Below are 24,379 nucleotides of genomic sequence, written 5' to 3'. Positions count from 1 at the left end.
GTTACGACTGCTCGCGCTCGTCCAGAGCCTCGGCACAGGTAACAAGGTTGCGGTGCAACACTTCTCGCTCAGTCTTGGACAGCGACGCAATCATAGCGTGTTCCACAGCGGCGACAGCGGCCGACGCTTGCCGCAGGCGCTCCCTGCCCAGGGTTGTCACGTACAGCCGCTGATCTCGACCTGTCCCCTCGATCTCCACTAAACCGCCGCGTGTGAGACCGGCCAACAGTTGATGGGTTGCCTGCCTGGTGACGAACACCGCGCGCGCGAGTTCGGCGTTGGACAGGCCTGGCGTGTGCGCGAGGTGTTCGAGGCTCGAGTACTGCGAGACCGTGATGTCGAGTTCGCGTAGCGCTTCGTCCATCGCCGAACGTAGCGCTGACGTGGCTCGCTTGAGGGCCAGACCGATGGAGGTGTCGACGTCCACTTGACTCATGTCAATATCTTGACATACATTCAGCTCGTCAAGATCTTGACGAACCACCGAAAGGACCCGACATGACCGTTGCAACCGTTTCCGGACCGAGCTTCCTCTCCCTCCAGGTACGCGACCTCGCCGTCAGTGCAGACTTCTACGAAACGCAGCTGGGCCTCGTCCGCGCACCCCAGGCACCACCCGGCGCGGTGGTGTTCACCACCTCACCGATACCGTTCGCGGTCCGAAACCCAGCTCCGGGAACAGATCTCGACAGTGGGCAGCCGGGACTCGGCGTTGCCCTCTGGCTCGTATGCGACGACGCCGAAGCGCTCCACGAGAATCTCGTCGCCGCTGGCGTAACGATCGTGACCGCGCCCTTCGACGGCCCCTTCGGAAAGACCTTCGTCCTACGTGACCCCGACGGATACGCCGTCACCGTGCACAACAGTTAGTCCCGAGGTCATCGACAGATGTGGGACCCTGAGCGCGGATGCCACCTCCGACACGTAGGGAACACGACCATCATCGAGCGACTGAAGAACCGCCTCATCGAGTCGGCGAACGCACCTCGAAAAGCTGCGAAACCGCCCGGACCGATCCTGCTGGCGCTCACCACGATCGCCGCCGTCACGTGGGTGTGCGTGTCCAGAAACTGGTGGCCCTCGCCCTACGGACCGTTCGCCTGGTTCGATCCGCTCCTCGCCGGAGCGTCATCGATCCTGGTGCTGCTGATCGTCGGGCTCATCTGGGCGATTCGCACCCTCCACGTCGTCGGCCAGGATCGACGATGGTCGTGGTGGATAGCGCCGGCTCCGGTGGTGGTGGCCTTGGCAGCGGCTGTTTTGGTACTGCTGCCCCAGGACTCCATGCTGGACCATCGCGACGAGTTCGAGGCCGCTGCGCGAGAACTGAGTACACAGCCCTCGAGTAGCCGCGAACACATCGAGATCGGTCCGTTCGACATCAGCTCGGCACGCGCCACATCGGGCGGCGAGGTCTACTTCACCGACGACAGCGGCTTCTCGCTCATGAGCTCCTCCGGATGGGCCTACGCCCCAGGTGGGCCGCCCGCGGGATTCGACGACTTCACCGCCACGCACCTGGACGGTCCGTGGTACGAATTCACGGCCATCTGGCGGGACTGATTTCCGGATCCGAGCGACGGGTCCTCGAGCTGGCCCGTCGGTGACGAAAGCTGTTCAGGGGAGTCGCTTTTCCAGCCATACCTCGGCGTAGGGCTCGGCGTTGAACGCCGGTACGTCCCGATAGCCGAGCTTGGAGTACAGGCCCCGGGCCTCGACGAGGTCCGCTCGCGTATCCAATCGCATTGTCTTGCGGCGCGATTGCCGGACCGAACCTTCGACGAACTCGACGACCGACGCCCCGACGCCGTTTCCACGGGCGCGCGCGTCGACGAAGACCCGCGTCAGTTCTGCGATGTCGTCGGAGACGAAACGAGCACCACCGCAACCGACCAGTGTCGAGCCCAGGTATGCGACTACGAACAGCCCCGAATCACCCACGAGATCGTCACTCGGCTCGTCGATCATCGCTCGACGCGTTTCCTCGTCCGACGCTTGCCGACCATGGAAGCGGCCGACGACATCCGCGTAGTAGCGAAACAGGATGTCGTGCGCCGGCTCCGACGAGGGATGGACGACGGCGAACATCGCCGAGACAGGCACTACTTCGCGGCGGCCCGTTTGGCGAGCACCTTCGAGATCCCGAGCTGCGCAACAACGATGATGCAGCCGACGATCGCACCGATGACTGCCGACGCGAGAGTGTTGACGATCCACGCCAGCACTCCACCGACACCCGCGACCCCGCGCACCGCGTCCTCACCGTGGTGCACCAGCTCGTAGATGGGGTGGAAGCCGAGCTCGTCGATGCCCACGAGAAGGATGTGCCCACCCACCCAGAGCATGGCCGCGGTGCCGACGACCGACAGCACTGCCATCACCTTCGGCATGCCCTTGACCAGTCCGCGGCCGAACTTCTCGACGAACCCGGATGAGCCCTCGGCCAGCTTCAGACCGATGTCGTCCATCTTGACGATGAGTGCGACGACGCCGTAGACGACGATGGTGATGACCACCGCGACCACTGCCAAGATGATGAGGCGACTCCAGAATCCCTCGCTCGCAATGGTGTCGAGGGCGATGACCATGATCTCGGCGGAGAGAATCAGGTCGGTCCGCACAGCACCGGACACCACGCTGTCCTCGTCCCGCGGCTCGTCCTCTGCCTCGGTGTGATGATCGCCGTGACCGAACAGTGCTCCCCAGATCTTGTGCGCTGCCTCGTAGCTGAGGTAGCAGCCACCGAGCATCAGAATGGGCGTCAGCAGCCATGGGAGGAACTGACTGAGCAGCAGGGCGATCGGCAGAATGATCAGCAGCTTGTTGCGAAGCGAGCCGACGGCGATGCGCTTGATGATCGGGAGTTCCCGCTCGGCCGCAAGGCCGCGAACGTACTGCGGGGTCACCGCTGCGTCGTCGATCACGACACCGGCGGCCTTGGCCGTCGCTTTGCCGGTAGCGGCTCCCACGTCGTCGATCGATGCTGCCGCCAGCCGTGCCAGCGCGGCCACGTCGTCGAGCAGGGCTACCAGTCCGCCGGCCATCAGTGATCTCCGAGTGAAGACGAATGCACGATCAGGCTCCTAGGGCTGGGTACGACGCCGAAATCCGGCAATCCACGTGCTCGAACCATACCGCCAGTAACTCGCTGTGGACCACACATCGGCACGGGATGTATGGTTTCCTATACGTATAGTGAACTATTCACGGAAGGACATATCGATGACACTCAGATGGATCTCGGTGGCCGCTGTCGGCCTTGCCACGGCTTTGGCTACGGCATTGCTCGCCTGGCTCGTCTCGCCCGTCGCACCGGGGGTCGCGGCGGTGGTGTTCGGGTTCACCGCACTCCCGTTCGGTGCAATGCTGGGCTGGATACTGTTCGTCGCGCCGGTCACCGCCGACCAGACCTACACCTCGGGCGACAGCATCGAAAGCCATTGGACGACATCCGCGTCCAGCGGTACGGCCACCGATCTCGTGACCGTGCTGGGTCTGACTCTTGCGGTGGTGTCCATCGCCCGCGTCGATCCCCCGGCCACGCTGCTGCTGACGGGCTTGCTGTTGGCGGCATTCGCATCGTTCACTGCGCGGTACGCGTTCGCGCGCTACCGGGCCCTGTCCGAGTGAAGAACGACGTTCGACGTCGTCGCACCGAGAAGGGGTGGTCTCAGAGCGAATTGGCCGAGCGAATCGACGTCACCCGACTGACGATCATCTCCATCGAGAAGGAGCGGTTCGACCCGAGCCTGCCCGTTGCCTTCCGCCTTGCCGCAGCATTCGACTGCACGATCGAGGAATTGTTCGAGCCGGATTCGAATTGAGCACTACTGCGAGTACGAACTCATGAAGTTACCGAGCCGCTCGAGTGCAGTCGAGAGATCGTCGACGTTGGGCAGGGTGACGAGCCGGAAGTGGTCGGGCACATCCCAATTGAACGCCCGCCCATGGCTGACCAGGATCTTCTCGGATTCGAGCAGGTCGAGGACGAACTTCTCGTCGTCGACGATCCCGAAACGGTCGGTGTCGAGCTTGGGGAACATGTACAGCGCGCCCGCAGCCTGCACACAGCTGATTCCGTCGATTGAGTTCAGCATGCGATGCGCCAGATCCCGCTGCGCGGTCAATCTGCCCGTCGGCAGCAGGAGATCCTCGATCGATTGGCGGCCGCCGAGCGCCGTCTGTATTGCATGTTGTGCAGGCACATTCGCGCACATGCGCATGTTGGACAGCAACGTGATGCCCTCGATGAAACTCGCCGCACGGCGTCGCGGACCGGTGATCGCCAGCCAGCCGGCACGAAAACCACACACTCGGTAGGCCTTCGACAACCCCGAATAGGTCAGGCACAGCACATCTTTACCGGTGAGAGTTGCAAGATTGGTCATCTCGGAACCGTCGTACACGATCTTCTCGTAGATCTCGTCGGCGAGCAGAATCAGATCGTGCTCGCGCGCGAGGTCGACGAAACGCTGCAGAACGTCGCGTGAGTACACCGCGCCGGTGGGGTTGTTGGGATTGATCACGACGATGGCCCGGGTACGGGTGGTGATCTTCGATTCCAGATCCTCGAAGTCCGGAGCCCAGTCCTGAGTCTCGTCTGCCAAGTAGTGGACCGGAGTGCCTCCGGCGAGAGCAACCGAACCCGTCCACAGCGGGTAGTCGGGGGAGGGGATCAGCACCTCGTCCTCGGGGTTGCACAGCGCCTGCATCGTCATGGTGATCAGCTCGGAGACCCCGTTGCCCAGATAGACGTCGCCGACGTCGAGGTCGCTGAGGCCCTTGGTCTGGTAGTACTGCACCACCGCGGTGCGCGCCGAGAACAGGCCGCGCGAGTCGGAATATCCCTGCGCGGTAGGCAGATTGCGAATCATCGCCATCATGATCTCGTCGGGTGCCTCGAAACCGAACGGTGCCGGGTTGCCCACGTTGAGGCGCAGGATCTTGTGCCCCTGCTCCTCGAGCTCCTCGGTCTTGTCCAGGATGCGGCCACGAATGTCGTAGCGAACATTCTCGAGCTTGCGTGCCTGATCGATCGATCGCGTCATGACGAAAGTTCCTCCTGTCGAACGGACGGCGACATCCGGGTTCGGACCGCCACTGTTGCACACACGATGACCGCGGCTCCACCCACGACCACCGGCCACGTCAGTCCCTCGTGGAGCAGAATCGCGGCCCAGCAGATCGTCAGCACCGGCTGAACGAGCTGCACCTGGCTCACGCTCGACATCGGGCCGATGGCCAGCCCGCGATACCAGGCGAAGAACCCCAGATACATACTCACGACGGCCAGATAGGCGAACGCAGCCCACTCCGCGACACCTCCACTCGTGGGTTGATGCCACCACGCGAACGCCGTCATCGCTCCAGTCACCGGAACAGAGACGACGAGCGCCCACGAGACCGTCTGCCACGCTCCCAGTTCACGCGCAAGCAGCCCGCCCTCCGCGTATCCCACCGCGGCCGCCACGACGGCTCCGAGGAGAAGCAGATCCGACCACCCCAGTCCGGCGACCTCGCCGCCCTGCACGGCCGCGAATCCGACAGCGACCGCAGCACCCATGGCCGCAACCAACCAGAACATCGGCCGGACGCGTTGCCGCTCGCGGACGACGGCGAAGGCCGCGGTCGCAGCCGGCAGAAGCGCGATGACGACGGCACTGTGGCCGGCGGAGGCGGTGGTCAGAGCGAACGACGTGAGCACGGGGAAACCGATGACGACCCCGGCCGCGATGACACCCAGTCGAACCCATTGCCGTCCGCGTGGCAACCGTTGCGAGGTCAGAGCCAGGGCGGCAGCAGCGAGGGCCGCGGCGACGACGGCGCGTCCGCACCCGACGAACAGCGGCGACAGTCCTCCGGTCACGGCGATCCGAGTCAGCGGCACGGTGAACGAGAACGCCGTGACACCCGCCAGTCCCCACAGGAGGCCGGCTCGGGATAGCAGACCCGGCGCGAGCTGGGTAGCGCTACTATGCTGTGTCATGTCCGACGATAGCAGTTCCCGGATCGTGTCTGCACTGCGAACGTGGATCGCAACCGCCCCTCCCGAGGCGAAGCTGCCGTCCACCCGTGCGCTGGTGGCCCAGCATTCGGCCAGCCCCGTGACGGTGCAGAAAGCACTGCGCACCCTCATTTCGCAGGGTGTCATCGAAACACGGCCTGGCGTCGGAACATTCGTCAAGACCGTGCACACGGCCCGCCCGAACGACTACGGGTGGCAGACTGCCGCGCTCGGTGCACCCGGAAACAGATTGCAACTCCCCGCCGCACTGCAGTCCACGTCGAGTGACGTGATCGCTCTGCATTCCGGTTACCCGGCCCGAGAGCTGTTGCCGGAGCGACTCGTTCACGCCGCTTTCACTCGAGCCTCACGCACCGACGCAGTGATTGCCCGCCCGCCGACCGCAGGTTTGCCCGAGCTTCGAGCCTGGTTCGCCGCTGAACTGGGCGCTTCCACCCCGCTGGGCGTCACGCCGCCCTCGGCCAGCGACGTGGTCATCATCCCGGGCAGCCAGACCGGCCTGAGCACGGCTTTTCGGGCGCTCGTCGGTGCTGGACGCCCACTTCTCATGGAATCGCCGACGTACTGGGGAGCAATTCTGGCGGCAACGCAGGCGGGCGTTCGCGTGGTCCCGGTCCCCACCGGGGTCGACGGACCCGACCCGGACGCGCTGGAGCAGGCATTCGCCGAGTCCGGCGCGCGGGCGTTCTACGCTCAACCGACCTTCGCCAGCCCCACCGGAGCACAGTGGTCTCCGGACCTGTCCGAACGTGTGCTCGACATCGTTCGACGACACGGCGCGTTCCTGATCGAGGACGACTCCGCCCACGATTTCGGCATCACCGCCGAACCCAGCCCACTGGCCGCACGAGACGACGGCGGACATGTGGTGTACCTGCGTTCGCTGACCAAGGTGGTATCACCGTCGATTCGATTGGCAGGCTTGATCGCTCGTGGCCCGGCCCACGAACGTATCCTCGCCGACACGGGAGCCGAATCGATGTACGTCAGCGGCATCCTGCAGACCGTCGCTCTCGACGTCGTCACCCAACCCGCCTGGCGCACACACCTACGACGCCTACGCACGCAACTCGAAGCGCGTCGAGACCTACTGGCCCACAGCCTGATCGAGTTCGCTCCTCGCGGTCATCTCGATCGGATCCCCCGGGGCGGACTCAATCTGTGGATGCGCCTGCGTGACGACATCGACCTGGAAGACGTTGTGCACAAATGCAAATCGGCGGGCGTCATCGTCGGAGCGGGAGACGATTACTTCCCGGCCGAACCCACCGGCAAGTTCCTGCGTTTGAACTACGCGGGCTCGAACGCCGGTGAGTTCCCGGACGCGGCACGGACGATCGGATCGGTCATCTGAGACTGTTCGACGCTTCGACGGCGAACGTCGACGTGCGACCCCACACGAACCAGACCAGTGGCCCGAGGAACGGAAACGCGAGCACGACGAAGATCCACACTGCACGGCCTGCGACAATGTAATTGGGTGAGCGAAGGATGCTGACGAGCGCGGCGACGAACAGAACGACCGCGCCGAGCACCGCCACCAAGACGATGGTTCCAAGCCCGAACCCGAGTACCTGCTCGGTGGTCGAATGTTGTTGTGAAAGTAGTACTGCGGCGTGCATGACGGTTCCTCTGCTGTGCTTGTTCTTCGCTGTTTCGTTGACGACCACAACGCTATGGGCCCGAATGTTCCTGCACATCGGTCTGCACGTGCATCTCGTCGTACATCGGACGATGTAGGTCTACCGCCGGAGTCGTCACCCGGTTACCGTGGTGCGGACGTATCCGACCTGGGGGGACTTGTGCAGACCGTCAAGAACGATTACAAGACGTGGAGGGCCTTGGGGCCGGGTGGCTTACCGGCCAACGTCGGTGGGTGGTTGATCGCCGCCGCGCTACGACCGTTGTCCCGACGTGACCTTATGACCGTCGCCGGCGCGTCGCGCGCAGGCCGGCACTGGCACCTCGAGCCACGCAGAGGACCGCGTCCGACGATCGCCCCTTACCCGATTCCACATCGCCAGCTCACCGACCGCGCTACGCCCGGACTGACAGTCAGGATCACCGGCGCAGTTGCTACCGAAGCGCGCACGGACAATCGATACCACCTGGCGCGCAGCCACTTCGAGAGGCGAGGGGACGCGCTGTATCTGACGGATGTCACCGCTGCTGCACCGTGGATTTCGCGAACCAACGGCGAGATACTCCACGTCCACGAGACCGAAGGATCGATGCACGTCGTCATGCAGCCCGACGATGCTCAGACCGTCATCTCCGCGGGCTGGGGTGAACTACACCCCCTCGCCGGACGCCCTGGCCTCGGACTTCCCGAAACCTACGTCTTCCTCTACGCACCGAGAAATTCCGACGACGCAGATCGAATCGAACAGATCATCCATCGCGCGACAGCTACTTCGACGAGGTGAAGAACATGACTCTCGACGACATCGTCGACCTGGTCGGCAGCTTCGACGGAACAGTGGCGCAGCGTCCCTGCGAGGGCGACGGAACCCCCGAACTCGCCTGGGGCGACGTGTTCTTCTACTACTCACCCGACGGGACCATCCCGACCGGTACTCAGCCCTTCGCCACCGTCGTGACCAAGAATTACCCAGGCGACGAACTGTCTCGGCTGGATCGTCCCGACGCCTTCCGCGTCAATGTCCCTGTAGCGAAGGACGAATTCGAGAGACTGTTGGGGGTAGTGCCACGCGAGGCCGACCGTGCGCCTCGAGCCGATGCCGACGACACCCTCGCAGCGCATCCCCAATACGGCACTGCCGGATGGATATCGGTCGTCAATCCGGCATCTGGAACGCAGCCACACGTCGAGGAGTTGCTTCGATCGGCCTACGAGACCGCGAAAACACGATTCGAGCGCCGCCACAAGTGACATGAGCAGCTCGGCGTTGAGTCAGCGCATTGCCATATGTTGCGCTGTCTCGTCGAAAGTCATTCACAAGAGCCAGTACTCGTGACTACACCCAACCGTCCGACGACCGACCGGAAAAATTCGCCAGGCGTTCGAGTGAACCCGCTTCCGGCCTCGGTTCCACGACGGGGCCGAACGGCACTCCCGGAACCCGTGCATCCGCGGGAAGCATCGAATGGAATTCCGCTGCTACTGGCTCGACGAGAGTGTCGTCCACTTCTGCGGGCTGGCCGGTCGCCACCGCTAGGTCCCAGCCGTGCAGTAGTAGCTCGCGCGTGTATCCCCACACAGCCGATCGCCCTGGGACTTCACCCCACGGGACCGCGACCGGGGCGTCGAGCAATGCATCGTCGGCCCACGCGGCACGGGCTTGTGTCACCGACGTGTCGAAGGACGCGGCGTCATGATCGGAGCACAAGGGCGACACAGAGTCCGGACTCCCGAGTTCGGCGATCGCAATCAGCCTTCGGACCGTGGCCACGAGGTGACCGGCCAGCGTTCGAACATCGAACTCGTCGCACGGGGTGGGAAGGTCCAGTTGGTCGGCGCGCACCGCACCGATCAGACCGCTCACCCAAGCGGCGGACGTGAAGTACACCTCGCGCGGATCCGTCTGCTGCGTGGTCTCGATGGTGTCCATTGTTGCGCCTTCCGTTTCGCGGCCGCCGGTTGTGGCCTGCTGGGTAGAAGTAGATCGGGTGAACATGACATCTTCTGTCATGTTTTGGTGAGAGACTTTTCGGGTGCGCGCAGACCGGTTGTTGTCCATCGTCATGCTGCTCCAACATCGGGGCAGACTGAACGCTGCCGACATCGCCGAGCAGCTCGAAGTGTCCACGCGCACCGTATTGCGCGACATCGAAGCCTTGTCCTCGGCGGGCATTCCGGTCTACACCGATCGCGGTCGCGGTGGTGGCATCAGCCTGCTGCAGGGCTACCGCACCGAGCTGACCGGTCTGACGGCCGCCGAGGCGACGGCATTGCTCGCTTCCGGCGCGGGACGCGTCGCCACCCCAGCGTTTGCGAGCGCCATGCGCAAGGTGATCGCCGCGATACCCGACGCTCACCGCGCGGCGGCAAGCACTGCGTCACAACGAATCCTGGTCCGGCCCGACGGTTTCGCGTATCCCCACGAGTCCGAGGTCCATCTACCGGAATTGCAACGTGTCGTCATCGACGGTCTGCGCATACGGGTGTCGTATCGCAACCGCGGCGGTGAGTTGTCCGATCGCACCCTCGACCCTGTCGGGCTCGTTTACGCCGGCGATCATTGGTACCTGCTCGCCGCCCGAGAGGGAATCGAACGTGTCTATCGAGTATCCCGCATAGATTCCCTGACCGTCCTCGACGAGCCTGCCCATCGCAGTGCCGTCGTGGATCTGGAAGCGGCATTCGCGGCACACTGGGCATCCTTTCGCGCGAGTTTGGCCCACATCGAAATCACCTGCGTCGCAGAAGAATCGGTATGGATGTCGTTGACGAAGAACGTCGTCCGAGTGATCAGCGACCAAGTACAGGAAGACGGACGACGCCTCGCAGTCATCGAGTTCTCCGGCCACAATCACGCCGTGGGGGCGTTGTGGCACTGCGGGCCTGCGGTAACAGTGCTGCAGCCCAACGCAATTCGAGACGAACTGGCTCAACGGGCTACCGCAACGGCGCGGTTGTACAGCTGACGTCGCGGCTGGATCTTCTGGGAAGGTGCGCTCAGTGTCCACTATTACTAGGCCGACACGCTTTCCCGATTCTCGAGCCGAATTATGGACACTCAGCGCACCACCGATGACCAGGTCATTACCATTGCGAATAACCTGATCATTTCGTAGGGTGAACGCGACTCCGAACAGTCAGGACGGCGCTATGGCTTTCAATCCACCCCGAACGTGGTTCGGCCCGAAACGGTACGGCTGGGGAATCAGCCCGCACACCTGGGAGGGCTGGCTACTCCTGGTCGTCTTCGTGATCGTCGTCGTCACGCTGGGGGCCACCGTCTTCTCGTGACATGTCGCGTCCACACCTCGACGTAGCAGGGATATCCATCGACTGCCCCGAACCGGTAGACCTCGCTCGCTTCTATCTTGCGCTTTTGTGCGGAGACCTGTTGTGGGGCAGGCGAATGGATCCAAGATCGAGCCGACGCAACCTTGCGTTCGGTCTTTCGCCGCTTCCCGCCACCGGCCAACGGGCGCACGAGGTTCGGTGGGTTACTGGTCCAACTCGACACCGAATTGCGACGCTGAGCCGTTGCCTCCATCGGGGTGTGGTGACAGCATGGATGCATGACGGCACACGAACGACCCTGGAAGCGTTACGGGTTTGCCGCTTTGCTGGCCTTTCTCGCGTTCTCGACAATCACCGACATCGTGTCCGATCCATCTGCCTGGAACTGGTCGAAGCTGGCCGTGCTGGCTGTAGCCTCTGTGTGTATCTGGTACGGAGAGCGCCGGTCCTGGACGGCTCCGGAGAAGATCGGTCCCGAATCCGTACCTGCCGAGGATGTCGAGGCGGTAGTCGAAGAACGCGGCAGAACTGTCTACGCCATGAAAGCGCTGCGAGAGATGCATCCCGGTCTCGGACTGCGCGACGCCAAGAATCTCGTTCAACCGGATCACTGACGGGGGGAGAAGTCGATGACATCGGTCAGCGGTACACGTCCTGTCCAGGACGCTGCCGAATTCACCGAGGCCGCAACTCTGTTGATCGATTTCAATCGCGAGTACGACTACCCGGTGCCCGAGCCGGATTGGCTTGCATCACATCTCGACACTCTGGTGAAGTCCGGCGACACCAGCGTGCTGACGTTCGGGACTCCCGCCATCGGTGTAGCAGTTCTGCGTTTTCGGATCGGGAGTTTCAGCGCAGACATCGAGGCCTATCTCGCCGAGTTCTACGTCCAGCCTGGTCTACGCGGGAAGGGCTACGGCACAATCTTTCTCGACAACGTGATCGCGCACGCACGCGGCAGGGGTGCGACCTATATGGACCTCAATACCTCGGAAGACGACGAGGCAGCGCGCCACGTGTACGAGAAGCGCGGCTTCGACTGCCACGAAGGCCGCGGCGAGGGACCGAAGGCTCTCTATTACGAACTCGAGCTCGAACCGGACGGGTAACGTGACCTTATGGTTAGCCGAGATAACAGCTCGACGTCGTTCGGGACCGCCGCCGAGGTGTACGAATCTGCTCGTCCCGAATACCCGTCGGACGCAGTCGCGTGGATGTTGGAGCCCGCTCTCGCGTCCGATCGTCGTCCACGAGTCGCTGACGTCGGTGCCGGCACGGGCAAGCTCACCCGCAGCATCGTTGCCGCTGGTTGCGACGCCATTGCAGTCGACCCTGATCCCGCTATGCTCGACGCCCTGCGCATCGCGGTACCGGGTGTCCCGACCCTGGTCGGCACTGCCGAGTCCCTCCCAACAGACGGCGAGAGTCTCGATGGAGTGCTGCTCGGACAGGCCTGGCACTGGGTCGATCCGGTGGCCGCGTCACGCGAGATCGGACGGGTCCTGCGTCCGGGCGGCGTGCTCGGTTTGATCTGGAACATTCGCGACGAGTCACACCCCTGGGTTCGACGCCTCAACTCGGTGGTCTCACGCGGCGGAGCGATGGCCATGTTCGACGACGGTCCGCCGCCGATAGCGGAGCCCTTCGACCATCTCGAAGAGCGACGATGGGCGTGGCCTCGCACGGTGAACCGATCGCTGTTGACCGACCTGGTTCGATCGCGCAGTTTCTACATCACCGCGACGGCCGACGAGCGCAACCGCATAGATCAGAATCTCGCCACCTTGTTCGACGAGCTAGGGCTGCATGGGTCTGCAACCATCGACCTGCCTTACGTGACCAGGGCTTTCCGATCCACAAGGCCGAACCGATGACATCCACCTTGACCGAGGCGTGTGCGAGTGGCTCGCCGAACGACACTCCGGCCCGATCGACGTGTGGGTGGCCGTGCGACCTGCAAGTCGCCACAGCCGATAGAAACGAATATGATTCTCAATAAGTGGTAACCGGATCGATCCCGAGGAGTTCAATCATGGCGTTTCCGATCATCGTCGCGAAGGCAGTATCGACGGTCGTGACGGGTGCAGTCGGCGTCGCCGCGTACAACGGTGCCAAGAAGCTGTACGAGAAGGCCCCCGTCCGCAAGGCTGCGGTGTCGGCCACCGAGCTCGGTCTACGCGCAGCGCGCAAAGCCGAGGTTCGCGCGGAATCGGCCCGACTGGCCGTATCCGACGTCGTCGCCGAGGCCCGAGACCGAATCGGCGAAGAGGTTCAGCCGCCCACGGCCTCCGATGCGGGCCACGGCCACGCGCACTGACCGCGACTGCTCCCGACTATGACGACGCTCGCCGAACGCCCCGCCGACATCGACGCGACACACGCAGACGGCATCGAAATCCTCTCCGACGCTGCCGGCCGCATTCGCCTCCGCGTCGACTGGCTCCGCTCCAGTCCGGGCCGTGCTGTTGCGGTCGAGGACCACGTGGACAAGATCCGCGGAGTGCGCGCCGTTCACGCGTACCCCCGGACGGCGTCGGTCGTCATCTGGTACTCCCGCACACGCATCGACAGGACCGAGCTCTTCGACGCGGTGAATGCCGGGCGCTCGACGAATTGGGCCCTGGTCCCGGTCCGTAGTCCGCGCTCAGCTGACGTGACCAGCGGCGACGTCCTGCGGATGACCATCGGCGGCGCGGCACTGGTCCTTCTCGGCCTTCGCCGCTACGCGTTCCGTCGGCCGCCCATCCTCGGCCCCACCAGCCGTCTCGTTGCCACCGGCGCAACGATCTTCACCGGCTACCCGTTTCTCAAGGGAGCCGTGCGCTCGCTGGCCGGCAACAGGACGGCAGGAACCGACGCACTCGTCAGCGCCGCAACCGTGGCCAGCCTCGTGCTGCGCGAGAACGTCGTCGCCCTCACCGTGCTGTGGCTCCTGAACATCGGCGAGTACCTGCAGGAATTGACCCTCAAGCGAACTCGACGCGCGATCTCCGATCTGTTGACCGGCACACAGGACACCGCCTGGATCAGGCTGCCCGACGGCTCCGAGATCTCCGTCGACGTCGATCGACTCGAGATCGGCGACGAGGTCGTCGTGCACGACCACGTGGGCGTTCCCGTCGACGGCACCGTGGTCGACGGTGACGCGGTGGTGGATCAGTCCGCGATCACCGGCGAGACCTTGCCGGTGTCGATCGTCGCCGGAGACCGTATTCATGCGGGATCCGTCGTCGTCCGTGGCCGCCTCGTCGTGCGTGCCTCCGCCGTCGGTCGCGACACCACGATCGGCCGCATCATCTCTCGCGTCGAGGAGGCGCAGGAAGATCGTGCACCGATTCAGACTGTGGGAGAGAACTTTTCACGACGCTTCGTCCCCGCGTCCTTCATCCTGTCGGCGCTGACTCTCGTCGTCACCCGCGATGTTCGACGTGCCATGACGATGCTGCTCGTGGCGTGCCCGTGCGCGGTGGGGTTGTCCACGCCGACCGCCATCAGCGCAGCCATCGGAAACGGTGCTCGCAGAGGCATTCTCATCAAGGGCGGATCGCACCTCGAACAGGCCGGCAGGGTCGACGCCTTCGTGTTCGACAAGACCGGAACCCTCACGGTCGGACGCCCCGTGGTGACCAATGTCGTGTCGTTCCAGGATGATTGGGAACCGGAGCAGGTGCTGGCCTACGCAGCGAGTTCCGAGATCCACTCTCGACATCCTCTGGCAGAGGCTGTCATTCGAAGTACCGAGGAACGACACATCGTCATCCCTCCGCACGAGGAGTGCGAGGTGATCGTCGGACTCGGCATGCGGACGGTCGCAGACGGACGGACACTGCTCCTGGGCAGTCCATCTCTCCTCCGCAGCGAGGACGTCGCGGTGTCCGAGGATGCGCAGCAATGGGTTTCGCGGCTACAGGACGAGGCCGAGACTCCGCTGCTGCTGGCCGTCGACGGGGTACTCGTCGGCTTGATCAGTCTCCGGGACGAAGTCCGTACCAACGCATCCGCCGTTCTGAACGCGCTCCGTGCCGACGGTGTCGAACGCATCATCATGCTCACCGGCGACCACCCGAAGACGGCGGCGGCGGTCGCCGCGGAACTCGGTATCACCGAGTGGCGGGCCGAAGTGATGCCTGACGAAAAGCTCGAAGCAGTCCGTGAACTGCAGGACGCAGGCTATGTCGTGGCGATGGTCGGTGACGGCACCAACGATGCCCCTGCTTTGGCCGTCGCCGATATCGGAATCGCAATGGGATTGGCGGGCACCGACGTTGCCGTCGAGACCGCGGACGTGGCTCTGGCGAGCGACGACTTGTCGCGTCTGCTCGACGTGCGTGACCTCGGCCGGCATTCGGTGTCGGTCATCCGGCAGAACTACGGAATGTCCATTGCTGTCAACGCTCTCGGCTTGGCGGTCAGCGCCGGTGGTGCGCTGTCCCCAGTGCTGGCGGCAATCCTGCACAACGCCTCGTCGGTCGCGGTGGTCGGCAACAGTTCGCGATTGATCCGGTATCGACTCTGATCAGTAGGTACCGAACGCCAGGGCGAGGTGTTCGGTACCTACTGCGCTACTTTGCGTCACGGAAGTACGGTTCGACTGTGCCCTTGAGCTTGACGAGCATGGGGTTTCCGTAGCGATCCTTCGCGGTCGGAACCTCGACACGTACCCAACCCTCGGACACGTTGTATTCGCGAATGCTCGTCTTCTCGACGCCGTTGAAGCGAATGCCCACGTCGCGGCGAAGAACCTCTTCGTTGTAGAAGCGGCTGCTCGGATCGATCGAGAGATGATTCGGTGGAACGTCTGTGTTCTGGTCCTCGGGCATGATTACTTTCGTCGATGTGCTGCGTTGGGTGCTGGAGTCTGAACCCCATGAAGAATACGCGACTAGCGTTGGACCAGCGCCGCTGTCCCTAGCCCCGCGCCATGTCCACGAATCGGGACAGGTGCAGCTGGTGCGCCACAGTGATCGTGGCGGTCGGACCGTTACGGTGCTTGCCGAGGATCAGGTCGGCCTCACCGCCGCGGGGATCGTCGCGCTCGATGGCGTCGGGGCGGTGCAACAGAATCACCATGTCGGCGTCCTGCTCGAGTGAGCCGGACTCACGGAGGTCCGAGACCATCGGCTTCTTGTCGGTTCGCTGCTCGGGACCACGGTTGAGCTGGCAGACCGCGACCACCGGGCATTCGAGTTCCTTGGCCAACAGCTTGAGCTGACGGGAGAAGTCCGAGACCTCCTGCTGACGCGACTCGACCTTCTTGCCGGACGACATCAGCTGAAGGTAGTCCACCACAATGAGTTTCAGCCCGTTGCGCTGCTTGAGACGTCGCGCCTTGGCTCGAATCTCCATCATCGTCAGGTTGGGCGAATCGTCGACGAAAAGCGGTGCTTCGCTGATCTCGCTCATTCGACGGGCCAGCTTGGTCCAGTCGTCGTCGGTCATCTTTCCGGAACGCATGTCGCCGAGCTTGATCTTCGCTTCTGCGGACAGCAGACGCATGACGATCTCGGTGCGGCTCATCTCCAGAGAGAAAATGACACTGGGCATGCCGTGCTTGATGGAGCACGAACGCATGAAATCCATACTTAGCGTCGACTTACCCACGCCAGGCCTTGCCGCGACGATGATCATCTGACCAGGGTGAAGACCGTTGGTGATCTCGTCGAGTTCGGCGAATCCCGTCGGCACGCCGAGGGAGATGCCGCCGCGACTGGCGATGGAGTCGATTTCGTCCATCGTGGGCTGCAGCAACTCTTCGAGGGGGAGGAAGTCCTCGGAGGTACGTCGCTCGGTGACCTCGTACACCTCTGCCTGTGCGCGGTCGACGACCTCGGCGACGTCCTGACCGTCTGCTCCGGCGTAGCCGAACTGCACGATGCGGGTACCGGCTTGCACGAGCCGCCGAAGAATGGACTTCTCCGCCACGATCTCGGCGTAGTACCCGGCGTTGGCGGCGGTGGGCGTCGTCTGAGTCAGCGTGATCAGGTACGGCGGACCGCCGATGCGCTTGAGCTCTCCGCGTCGATCCAGCTCGGCCGAGACGGTCACCGGGTCGGCAGGCTCACCGCGGCTGTAGAGGTCGAGAATGGCGTCGTAGACGTTCTGGTGCGCCGGCCGATAGAAGTCGCCCGGACGGAGCACTTCGAGCACGTCGGCGATGGCATCCTTGCTCAGCAGCATGCCGCCCAACACGGACTGTTCGGCGGCCATGTCCTGTGGCGGCTGTCGCCCGAAGTCTTCGCCCGGACCTTCGCTGGAGGAGGAGCCGGAGTAGTCGGACTGTCCTCGATCGTCCACAACTGCCACGCGAACCGGCCGTCCTCTCCCCATAGTCCGAGCACGGCCGGATAACACCCGGACGTGCGGTCAAGCAAGTTCTACCCCCGGGCACCGACAGGTCCTGTTCGGCACCGGATCCACGCTGCCCCGGCACCGTTCGACGGCTTCGAGATAGACGCTGGAGGGACGTTAAGCGGTATCGGCAGGAGTCACAACACAGCCTGTGGATGGATCTGTGGATGAAATGTGGACGATGTTGAACAACGGTGTTGACCGTCTGGGGATAACCTGGGTATAACTTTCGGGCTTTGCACTATTCACGCAGGTCAAGGCGTGTACATAAAGTTTTTTGCCTGTGCATCGTTCTGGGGGCGGCGTGTCGGCCGAATTGACAACTCGGGCGTGTTGAGTAAATGCCGGGTGAACTCCACGGTGAAGTACGTCACACTGGCTGGAAATCGGCACCGAAAAAGTCTTGAAGCTTGTTTTCGAGCCGAAGGGCCCGACTCCCGTCTGGGAATCGGGCCCTCGTACGTAGCTCGAACTGGACGTCAGAGATCGGCCTTCTGCGGGCAGAGCGCCGGGTCGAGCACCGTGATCTCCTTCGTACCGATCTGCAGGACCCGCGCCGACGGAATGTCGAAGAAGAGGCCGGTGATCCGCAGACGACCCTCCGCGTTCGCACGTCCCACCACCCGGTGGCGGGTCAACGTCTGCAGCTGCACCGCGACATTGACCATCGCCAGCTGATCGGCTTCCCCGAAGCCCAGCTCCGCCGCTTGACGGCCCACCGCGTGCCCACTGCGGAACGCGTCCAAGCTGGCCCTCCCGTGCCCGAGCCACTCGGCCACCGAAGGGTCGGCGGCGTTCTCCGCCCCGCCGAGAATCGCCTTCATGGCACCGCAACCGGAATGGCCACACACCACGACGGACGACGTACCCACTTCGTCGACGCCGAAGGCAAGAGCAGCCTCCACCGAGCAATCCTGACCCTGGGTGGGGATCATGTTGCCGACGTTGCGCACGGTGAACAGATCACCGGGGCCGCTGCTGGTGATGGTGTTCGGCATGACGCGTGAGTCGACGCAGCAGAGGAACAGCGTGTCCGGGTCCTGAGACTCCGTGAGACCTTCCAGGTGCGGACGAATGTTGGGGGCGTGAGTGCGGTGATACTCGGCCACTCCGCTCAACACCGGACGCAGAGCGGCAGGCGAATCCTCCTGCGTGTCGTCGCTCTTGAGCTGCCACGCTCGCCACGGTGCCAACGAACTGCGCACCGTCGCAGATCCGCGCCGCGGTGGCCCTTCGGTGGCCGCAGCCATCGACGCCGTGCCCACCTCCTCGACCCGCACGGAACCACCGGTCGCTTCGTGTTGACGGACCCACTCGTTCAACGCGTCGTGCACAGCATGGTCGAGGAAGTCGACTCCGAGGTGGACGGTGACCGACGTGCCTGCGGGCACCGTGGCCAACACACGAGTCAGTCGCGGCAGCGCCAGGAAGCTCAGCGAGCCCTCCATCGTCACCCGCCAGGTTCCGTCGACCGTTTCCTCGGCCCGAATCTTCGCCAGCACCACGCGTCGCAGAACCAGGATGATCGAGAGCGCCAGGCCGATCAGCACTCCCTCGAGCAGGTTGAGCGCCACGACACCCAGCACCGTCACTGCATAGACAGCGATGTCACCGGTCTTGTTGGCGATCTTGATATCGGCCAGTTTGATGAGCTGCACACCGATCATCACGAGCAAACCAGCGAGCGCCGCGAACGGCACGAGCTCGACGATCGAGATGAACAGCACCGAGAAGATCAGAATCCACACGCCGTGCAGAATCGCCGACGCCCGAGACTTGGCACCGACCTTGACGTTGGTCGCACTACGCACGATGACGCCGGTGATCGGCAGCCCACCGATGGCACCGGAGGCCATGTTGCCCGCACCCTGCGCCATCAACTCGCGGTCGAAGTTGGTGCGCTCGCCGCTGTGCATCTTGTCGACGGCGACAGCGGACAGCAGGCTCTCGACGCTGGCGATCAGCGCGATGGTGATGACACCGGTGGCGAAGGCGCCCCAGTGACCGTCGGGCATGATCGGGAAGCTCAGAGACTCGATGAGGTTGCCCGGCAACTCGATTCGCTCGACGTCGAGCGAGAAGAAGATCGAGACCGCGGTAGCAGTGACCACTGCAACCAGTGCCGCAGGCACTTTGGAGATCTTGGCCATCACACTGGACACTCCTGCCAGTCGCGGCCACGAGAACATCAGCACGACGACGATGCCGCCGACGACGATGGACGGCCATTGGCCGTCGGCCACGGAACGCGGAATGGCGAGCAGGTTCTGTACCGCGGAGCTTTCCGACTCACCACCGAGCAGCACGTGAATCTGTTGCAGTGCAATGGTTATACCGATGCCGGCGAGCATCGCGTGGACGACCACCGGTGAAATGGCAAGTGCGCTACGAGCAATGCGGCTCATTCCCAGCAGAACCTGGACGAGGCCGGCCAATACCGTGATGGCACATGTTGTAGCCCAACCGAATTGGTTGACCAATTCGGCGACCACCACAGTCAGGCCGGCAGCCGGACCACTGACCTGCATCGGCGATCCACCGAGAATACCGGCGAGAATGCCGCCGACCACAGCGGCGATGAGGCCGGCCATGATGGGAGCGCCGGAGGCGACGGCGATACCGATCGAAAGTGGCACTGCCACAAGGAAAACGACCAACGAGGCCGGGAGGTCGTACTTCATTATCGACCCGACCCGAGACGGTGGCTCGGATCGGGTCTTCGGACTGGGTTCTGAATCGTGCTCTGCTGTCGTTGTCACGGCAGTTCCTCCGGGCGTCTAGGCGTCAGGTCGGTCGATCGTGTTCCGGCTTGGAATGTCGCCCCCAAGTAAAGGGTACGCAAACCTCGGCTGAAGATGGCACCGAGAGAGATCCTTCACAATTTGGAAACCGTTGTGACAGTTGAATTTTGTGACATGGCACGAAAAAACCCCACGAACCGAAGTTCGTGGGGTTTCTCGCAGCCGTTTCGGGCCGAAAGCTGAAAATCAGCTTCCGACGACCTCCAGCTTGAACTTGGCGGTCACGTCGGGATGCAGGTTCACGACGATGTCGTGCTTGCCCGTGCTCTTGACGTGAGCCTTCGGCAGATCGATGCTGCGCTTGTCGACGACCGGTCCACCGGCAGCCTTGAGTGCAGAAGCGACGTCCGACGCGGTGACCGAGCCGAACAGCTTGCCCGAGTCGCCGGCAGTCTTGACAGACAGCGTGACGGACTCGAGGCCCTCGATGGCCTGCTTGAGCTCGTTGGCGTGCTCGAGACCGCGAACGGCCCGAGCTTCCTGAGCGCGGCGAATGCCGTCGACCTGCTTCTGAGCTCCACGGGTGGCCTGGATGGCCAATCCGCGGGGCAGCAGGAAGTTACGGCCGTAGCCGTCCTTGACCTCTACGGTGTCGCCAGGCGCACCGAGGTTGTCCACATCAGCGGTGAGGATCAGTTTCATACCAATCGCCCCTTTCTATCGAGCCGTCGCGGCGTAAGGCAGCAGTGCTACCTCACGCGAGTTCTTCACGGCAACGGCCACGTCACGCTGATGCTGGACGCAGTTGCCGGTGACACGGCGAGCACGGATCTTTCCGCGATCGCTGACGTACTTACGCAGCAACGTCGTGTCCTTGTAATCGATCGCCGTGTTCTTTTCCTTGCAGAAGGAACACGCCTTCTTCTTGAGCACCTTGTCGCGCAATGGCGGTTTGGGCATGGGTCTTTCTCCGTTACATCTGGTTGTTCTCGATCGAAGGATCTAGAACGGTGGCTCTTCGTCTCCGCCACGTCCGCCGAAGGAGCCCGACGCCGCCGGGGCACTGCCCCAGGGATCGTCTCCACCGGAACCGGAGTTGGACGAGGAGTTCGAGCGGCCGCCGCCCGATCCGCCGGAGGAACCCGAGCCGGAGTTGAAGCCGCCTCCGCCGCCACCTCCACCGCGATTGGCCTTGTTGACCTTTGCGGTGGCGTAGCGAAGTGAAGGTCCGATCTCGTCGACTTCGAGCTCGACGACTGTCCGCTTCTCACCCTCGCGCGTCTCGTACGAACGCTGCCGCAGCCGTCCGCTCACAATCACTCGTGAGCCTCGGGTCAGACTCTCGGCAACGTTCTCCGCTGCCTCGCGCCAGATGTTGCAGCGCATGAAGAGCGCGTCGCCGTCTTTCCATTCGTTCGTCTGACGATCGAATGTGCGCGGGGTGGATGCAACCGTGAAGTTGGCAACTGCCGCACCGGCGGGGGTGAATCGAAGTTCTGGATCAGCCGTCAAGTTTCCGATGACGGTGATGACGGTCTCGCCTGCCATGGTTCCTCTTTCAGTAGTAAGCGTTGTGAGTGCCAGCCTAGGGCCGGACACCGACAATTACTTGCCCTGTCGCAGGACCTTCGTACGCAACACGGACTCGTTGAGTCCGAGCTGACGATCCAGCTCGCTGACGGTGGCAGGCTCGGCGTTGAGGTTCACAACGGCGTAGATGCCCTCGGCATGCTTGAGGATCTCGTAAGCCAGACGACGCTTGCCCCACACATCGACCTTGTCGACGGTGCCGCCATCCTTGCGAACGACGTTGAGGAACGTATCGAGCGACGGAGCGACAGTGCGCTCGTCCAGATTGGGGTCGAGAATGACCATCAATTCGTAATGACGCATAAGACCTCATCACCTCCTGTGGACTAGTGAAAACGGCCACGGACTATCCGTGGCAGGAGGGTCGTTGCGTCAGCAACCCCTCGAAGATACACGACAGGGCCCTGACCTGCTAATTCCCTCTGGGCGCACAGTCGGGCATTCGCTCGTCATACTCTTGCACCATGCGATCCGGGGTCCGCGCCAGTCCGACGACGGTTGTCGTGGTCGTCGCGATGGCAGCAATCGGGTTGATTCTGGGATATCTGAACAAGGCCCGCTGCGCCGTCGCACCGTTCGACGAGTCCGGGCGCAGCACGGTGTTCGACGCCATCAAGGACTCGTCCGTCTGCTACTCCGACATCCAGTTCCTGTGGCTCGGGCGCGATATCGACAATCACATATTTCCCTACATCCACGGGGCCATCACGAGCGATGGAATCCTCACCGGAGGGACGGTCGAGTACCCGGTTCTGAGCGGTCTGCTGATGTGGCTCGGCGCGATCCCGGCCCACACCGACGCGCAGTTCCTGCTGACGTCGGCACTGATCCTTGCACCGTTCGGTCTTCTCACCGCCTGGATGCTCGGGCGGATGGCCGGGTGGCCGGCGCTGCTGTGGTCCATCTCCCCACCCCTGGTGATGTACGCCTTCCACAACTGGGAACTACCGGTCGTCGCCTCTGCGGTAGGTGCGATCTTCGTCATGACATTGCCGATTGCATTGCGACGCAAGGCCATTGTGGCCTCGGTACTGCTGGCGATCGGCTTCTGTCTCAAGATCTATCCGGGCGCGTTCGTGCTCCCGCTCATTGCCTACGTCGTCACCGGCGGAACGAACGGTCGAGAAAAACCGGAGACCGTCCGTGGCCGCTACGACATACGCGGCGGCCTGCAGGTCGCGGGAGCCGCGATCGCCACCGTCGTCGCAGTCAACCTGCCGTTCGCCGTCATCGGTTACGAGGGCTGGCGTGCGTCCTTCACGTTCCAGTCGCTGCGCCAGGCGGATCTGACGACGAACTCCATCTGGTACTGGGGGCTGCGCCACCTGTACGTCAACGACCGCATGACCCCCGACGTGTACAGCGACGCCGAAGCGTCGTTCCAGAAGGTCGTCGACGTGGCCTCGCCGCTACTGGTGTTCGTCGCGTTCGCGCTCGCGCTGTGGCTCGGCTTCCGGCGCGCCAACGTGATCGGCACCTATCCCTGGGTTGCCGTGAGCGGGTCGATGCTGTGCGGCTTCATGCTGCTGCACAAGGTGCACTCACCCCAGTACACGCTGTGGCTGCTTCCCTTCCTCGTGTTGCTTCGGGTCCCATGGGGAATCGTCGCCGCCTACTTGATGGTCGATCTGTCGATGGGGATCGGCGTGTTCAAGTACTTCGCTGCACTGGCCTCCGGCGTCGACGCCAACGACGAGGAGTTCTTCGTACTCGTCGGAGTCTGGGGGCGAGCGCTGCTGCTGGTGGTGCTGTTCGTGATGTTCGCCCGCGCTCGCCTGCGGTTTGCCCAACCGGGCGAAACCGACTCGCAGTCGGTAACGTCGCCCCGTCCGTCGACGACATCTGTGACGGCATCACCGGGGCACTAGAGCTCCGGGAAAACAGGGCGCTGGGGACAAGGGCGCGGAGCGGGGCGGGGACATGGCACAGGTGTCGCAATCGCAGGGGAGCACCGACGACAGCACCGCCGCGGTGCGTCGGATCGGTTTGATCGAGGACCACGAATCCGTCGCGCTCGGCCTCAAGGCCATGCTGGCGGACGAACCCGATCTCGATCTGGTGATCATGGCCTCCACCGTGGACGAATTGCTCGCCCACCGGGAGACGCTCGACCTGGTTGTACTCGACCTGCGCCTCGGCGACGGATCGTCTCCGCGCTCGAACGTGGAACAGTTGCACGCCGCGGGATCACGAGTGCTGGTGTACACCGGTGCCGAGAACGCATTCCTGGTCCGGTCCGCTGCACGCGCGGGAGTGCTCGGCGTGGTGCGCAAGTCCGCGCCCGCATCGGCCATCGTGTCCGCGATCCGGCGAGCCGCGAGCGGCGGGCAGGTGGTCACCACGGACTGGGCCGCGGCGATCGACGGCGATCCCCAACTGCCCGACGTCGGTCTGAGCCCACGTCAACGCGAGGTGCTTGCCCTCTACGCGTCGGGCGAGAAGGCCGGACGCGTCGCCCGCCTGGCCGGACTGTCGGAACAGACCGTGAACGACTACCTCGTGCGTATCCGCAACAAATACGCCGAGGCGGGGCGTCCGGCACCGACGAAAACCGATCTGTACAAACGCGCGGTCGAAGACGGGTGGCTCCCGATGCCCGAGCTCCCCTCGCAGGACTGATGACCGGTTCGAGCGCGACTCATGACGCATTCTCGGAGTTGACGGTTCAAATGCCCATAGAAATCAGGGCAGCGAGTCTGTGATCGACCTGTGAGAATGAGTTGGCTCAGGTTTAGACCG

General features: G+C 63.5%; 30 protein-coding genes. 16 read left to right on the top strand and 14 right to left on the bottom strand.

The features are described 5' to 3' along the window. Nucleotide 1 precedes the first annotated feature (1 nt). Nucleotides 2-436, bottom strand: coding sequence for a MarR family winged helix-turn-helix transcriptional regulator (locus QM588_RS01490; RefSeq protein WP_283311000.1), 435 nt, complete (start codon nt 434-436; stop codon nt 2-4). Nucleotides 437-498: 62 nt separating this feature from the next. On the opposite strand from QM588_RS01490, the gene QM588_RS01485 reads away from it, so the two are divergent. Together QM588_RS01485 and QM588_RS01480 are read left to right on the top strand one after the other, a co-directional pair. Then, complete coding sequence (locus QM588_RS01485) at nt 499-870, top strand: VOC family protein (RefSeq protein ID WP_283310999.1); 372 nt, start codon at nt 499-501, stop codon at nt 868-870. A gap of 18 nt (nt 871-888) precedes the next feature. Next, nucleotides 889-1,563: a DUF1109 domain-containing protein gene (locus QM588_RS01480; RefSeq protein WP_283310997.1), complete on the top strand. Its 675-nt coding sequence runs from the start codon at nt 889-891 to the stop codon at nt 1,561-1,563. A gap of 54 nt (nt 1,564-1,617) precedes the next feature. Here the strand turns inward: QM588_RS01480 and QM588_RS01475 are convergent, their stop codons facing one another. After that, nucleotides 1,618-2,088 carry a GNAT family N-acetyltransferase gene (locus QM588_RS01475; protein WP_283310996.1) on the bottom strand — a complete coding sequence of 157 codons (471 nt, stop codon included), beginning with the start codon at nt 2,086-2,088 and terminating at the stop codon, nt 1,618-1,620. A 14-nt stretch (nt 2,089-2,102) separates the two neighbouring features. Next, the gene (locus QM588_RS01470; protein ID WP_283310995.1) at nt 2,103-3,044 is read right to left on the bottom strand and encodes a DUF808 domain-containing protein; all 942 of its coding nucleotides are present in this window, start codon (nt 3,042-3,044) and stop codon (nt 2,103-2,105) included. Between the two features lie 178 nt (nt 3,045-3,222). Here QM588_RS01470 and QM588_RS01465 point away from each other — a divergent pair, with 178 nt between their 5' ends. Continuing rightward, nucleotides 3,223-3,630 carry a hypothetical protein gene (locus tag QM588_RS01465; RefSeq protein WP_283310994.1) on the top strand — a complete coding sequence of 136 codons (408 nt, stop codon included), beginning with the start codon at nt 3,223-3,225 and terminating at the stop codon, nt 3,628-3,630. Further along, entirely contained in the window at nt 3,627-3,824 is a 198-nt protein-coding gene (locus tag QM588_RS01460) for a helix-turn-helix transcriptional regulator (RefSeq protein WP_032367691.1), read from the top strand. The genes QM588_RS01465 and QM588_RS01460 overlap by 4 nt, the downstream gene beginning before the upstream one ends. A gap of 3 nt (nt 3,825-3,827) precedes the next feature. On the opposite strand, the gene QM588_RS01455 is transcribed toward QM588_RS01460, so the two are convergent. Beyond that, a complete protein-coding gene (locus QM588_RS01455; RefSeq protein ID WP_027495099.1) occupies nt 3,828-5,048 on the bottom strand; it encodes a pyridoxal phosphate-dependent aminotransferase in 1,221 nt (406 codons plus the stop codon). After that, entirely contained in the window at nt 5,045-5,986 is a 942-nt protein-coding gene (locus QM588_RS01450; protein ID WP_283310993.1) for a DMT family transporter, read from the bottom strand. The genes QM588_RS01455 and QM588_RS01450 overlap by 4 nt, the downstream gene beginning before the upstream one ends. On the opposite strand from QM588_RS01450, the gene QM588_RS01445 reads away from it, so the two are divergent. After that, complete coding sequence (locus QM588_RS01445; RefSeq protein WP_283310992.1) at nt 5,985-7,379, top strand: aminotransferase-like domain-containing protein; 1,395 nt, start codon at nt 5,985-5,987, stop codon at nt 7,377-7,379. The two genes, QM588_RS01450 and QM588_RS01445, sit on opposite strands and share 2 nt — an antisense overlap. Here the strand turns inward: QM588_RS01445 and QM588_RS01440 are convergent. Further along, complete coding sequence (locus QM588_RS01440) at nt 7,372-7,647, bottom strand: PLD nuclease N-terminal domain-containing protein (RefSeq protein ID WP_222073125.1); 276 nt, start codon at nt 7,645-7,647, stop codon at nt 7,372-7,374. The genes QM588_RS01445 and QM588_RS01440 overlap by 8 nt on opposite strands. A gap of 180 nt (nt 7,648-7,827) precedes the next feature. Between QM588_RS01440 and QM588_RS01435 the strand changes: the two genes are divergently transcribed. Continuing rightward, nucleotides 7,828-8,451 carry a luciferase domain-containing protein gene (locus QM588_RS01435; RefSeq protein ID WP_283310990.1) on the top strand — a complete coding sequence of 208 codons (624 nt, stop codon included), beginning with the start codon at nt 7,828-7,830 and terminating at the stop codon, nt 8,449-8,451. 5 nt (nt 8,452-8,456) lie between these two features. After that, the gene (locus QM588_RS01430) at nt 8,457-8,918 is read left to right on the top strand and encodes a DUF6194 family protein (protein ID WP_283310989.1); all 462 of its coding nucleotides are present in this window, start codon (nt 8,457-8,459) and stop codon (nt 8,916-8,918) included. Nucleotides 8,919-9,003: 85 nt separating this feature from the next. Here QM588_RS01430 and QM588_RS01425 read toward each other — a convergent pair whose 3' ends face one another. Continuing rightward, nucleotides 9,004-9,597, bottom strand: a complete 594-nt coding sequence (locus QM588_RS01425) for a TIGR03086 family metal-binding protein (RefSeq protein ID WP_283311776.1) — start codon at nt 9,595-9,597, stop codon at nt 9,004-9,006. A gap of 103 nt (nt 9,598-9,700) precedes the next feature. On the opposite strand from QM588_RS01425, the gene QM588_RS01420 reads away from it, so the two are divergent. The 7 genes from QM588_RS01420 to QM588_RS01390 all read left to right on the top strand — a co-directional run bounded on the left by QM588_RS01420 (nt 9,701) and on the right by QM588_RS01390 (nt 15,477). Then, the gene (locus QM588_RS01420; protein WP_283310988.1) at nt 9,701-10,633 is read left to right on the top strand and encodes a helix-turn-helix transcriptional regulator; all 933 of its coding nucleotides are present in this window, start codon (nt 9,701-9,703) and stop codon (nt 10,631-10,633) included. Nucleotides 10,634-10,817: 184 nt separating this feature from the next. After that, nucleotides 10,818-10,958 (top strand): hypothetical protein, encoded by a 141-nt coding sequence (locus QM588_RS01415; protein WP_167669097.1) that lies wholly within the window; start codon nt 10,818-10,820, stop codon nt 10,956-10,958. Between the two features lie 278 nt (nt 10,959-11,236). Beyond that, the gene (locus tag QM588_RS01410; protein ID WP_283310987.1) at nt 11,237-11,572 is read left to right on the top strand and encodes a hypothetical protein; all 336 of its coding nucleotides are present in this window, start codon (nt 11,237-11,239) and stop codon (nt 11,570-11,572) included. Between the two features lie 15 nt (nt 11,573-11,587). After that, nucleotides 11,588-12,070: a GNAT family N-acetyltransferase gene (locus tag QM588_RS01405; RefSeq protein ID WP_283310986.1), complete on the top strand. Its 483-nt coding sequence runs from the start codon at nt 11,588-11,590 to the stop codon at nt 12,068-12,070. A 9-nt stretch (nt 12,071-12,079) separates the two neighbouring features. Further along, complete coding sequence (locus QM588_RS01400) at nt 12,080-12,835, top strand: class I SAM-dependent methyltransferase (RefSeq protein ID WP_283310985.1); 756 nt, start codon at nt 12,080-12,082, stop codon at nt 12,833-12,835. Nucleotides 12,836-12,993: 158 nt separating this feature from the next. After that, nucleotides 12,994-13,278, top strand: coding sequence for a DUF1490 family protein (locus QM588_RS01395; RefSeq protein WP_283310984.1), 285 nt, complete (start codon nt 12,994-12,996; stop codon nt 13,276-13,278). 18 nt (nt 13,279-13,296) lie between these two features. After that, the gene (locus tag QM588_RS01390; protein ID WP_283310983.1) at nt 13,297-15,477 is read left to right on the top strand and encodes a heavy metal translocating P-type ATPase; all 2,181 of its coding nucleotides are present in this window, start codon (nt 13,297-13,299) and stop codon (nt 15,475-15,477) included. 46 nt (nt 15,478-15,523) lie between these two features. On the opposite strand, the gene QM588_RS01385 is transcribed toward QM588_RS01390, so the two are convergent. The 7 genes from QM588_RS01385 to rpsF form a co-directional block, all read right to left on the bottom strand. Next, on the bottom strand, nt 15,524-15,781 hold the full coding sequence (locus QM588_RS01385; RefSeq protein WP_032367678.1) for a DUF3297 family protein: 258 nt from the start codon (nt 15,779-15,781) through the stop codon (nt 15,524-15,526). Nucleotides 15,782-15,869: 88 nt separating this feature from the next. Continuing rightward, nucleotides 15,870-17,264: a replicative DNA helicase gene (gene dnaB / locus QM588_RS01380; protein WP_027495083.1), complete on the bottom strand. Its 1,395-nt coding sequence runs from the start codon at nt 17,262-17,264 to the stop codon at nt 15,870-15,872. A 524-nt stretch (nt 17,265-17,788) separates the two neighbouring features. Continuing rightward, on the bottom strand, nt 17,789-20,068 hold the full coding sequence (locus QM588_RS01375) for a SulP family inorganic anion transporter (protein ID WP_442972846.1): 2,280 nt from the start codon (nt 20,066-20,068) through the stop codon (nt 17,789-17,791). A gap of 228 nt (nt 20,069-20,296) precedes the next feature. Next, nucleotides 20,297-20,752, bottom strand: coding sequence for a 50S ribosomal protein L9 (gene rplI, locus QM588_RS01370; RefSeq protein WP_027495081.1), 456 nt, complete (start codon nt 20,750-20,752; stop codon nt 20,297-20,299). Between the two features lie 15 nt (nt 20,753-20,767). Then, a complete protein-coding gene (gene rpsR / locus QM588_RS01365) occupies nt 20,768-21,010 on the bottom strand; it encodes a 30S ribosomal protein S18 (RefSeq protein ID WP_027495080.1) in 243 nt (80 codons plus the stop codon). A 42-nt stretch (nt 21,011-21,052) separates the two neighbouring features. Further along, nucleotides 21,053-21,598 carry a single-stranded DNA-binding protein gene (locus QM588_RS01360; RefSeq protein ID WP_027495079.1) on the bottom strand — a complete coding sequence of 182 codons (546 nt, stop codon included), beginning with the start codon at nt 21,596-21,598 and terminating at the stop codon, nt 21,053-21,055. A gap of 57 nt (nt 21,599-21,655) precedes the next feature. Beyond that, entirely contained in the window at nt 21,656-21,943 is a 288-nt protein-coding gene (rpsF, locus tag QM588_RS01355) for a 30S ribosomal protein S6 (protein ID WP_008711385.1), read from the bottom strand. A 161-nt stretch (nt 21,944-22,104) separates the two neighbouring features. On the opposite strand from rpsF, the gene QM588_RS01350 reads away from it, so the two are divergent. Then, nucleotides 22,105-23,508, top strand: a complete 1,404-nt coding sequence (locus QM588_RS01350; protein WP_283310982.1) for a glycosyltransferase family 87 protein — start codon at nt 22,105-22,107, stop codon at nt 23,506-23,508. A 52-nt stretch (nt 23,509-23,560) separates the two neighbouring features. Continuing rightward, entirely contained in the window at nt 23,561-24,259 is a 699-nt protein-coding gene (locus QM588_RS01345) for a response regulator transcription factor (RefSeq protein ID WP_283310981.1), read from the top strand. The last annotated feature ends 120 nt before the right edge of the window (nt 24,260-24,379 follow it).

It is taken from the genome of Rhodococcus sp. IEGM 1354 (genome assembly GCF_030056855.1).
In the GTDB taxonomy this organism is placed as follows: Bacteria; Actinomycetota; Actinomycetes; order Mycobacteriales; family Mycobacteriaceae; genus Rhodococcoides.
This window is presented reverse-complemented; position numbering and strand designations above follow the sequence as displayed.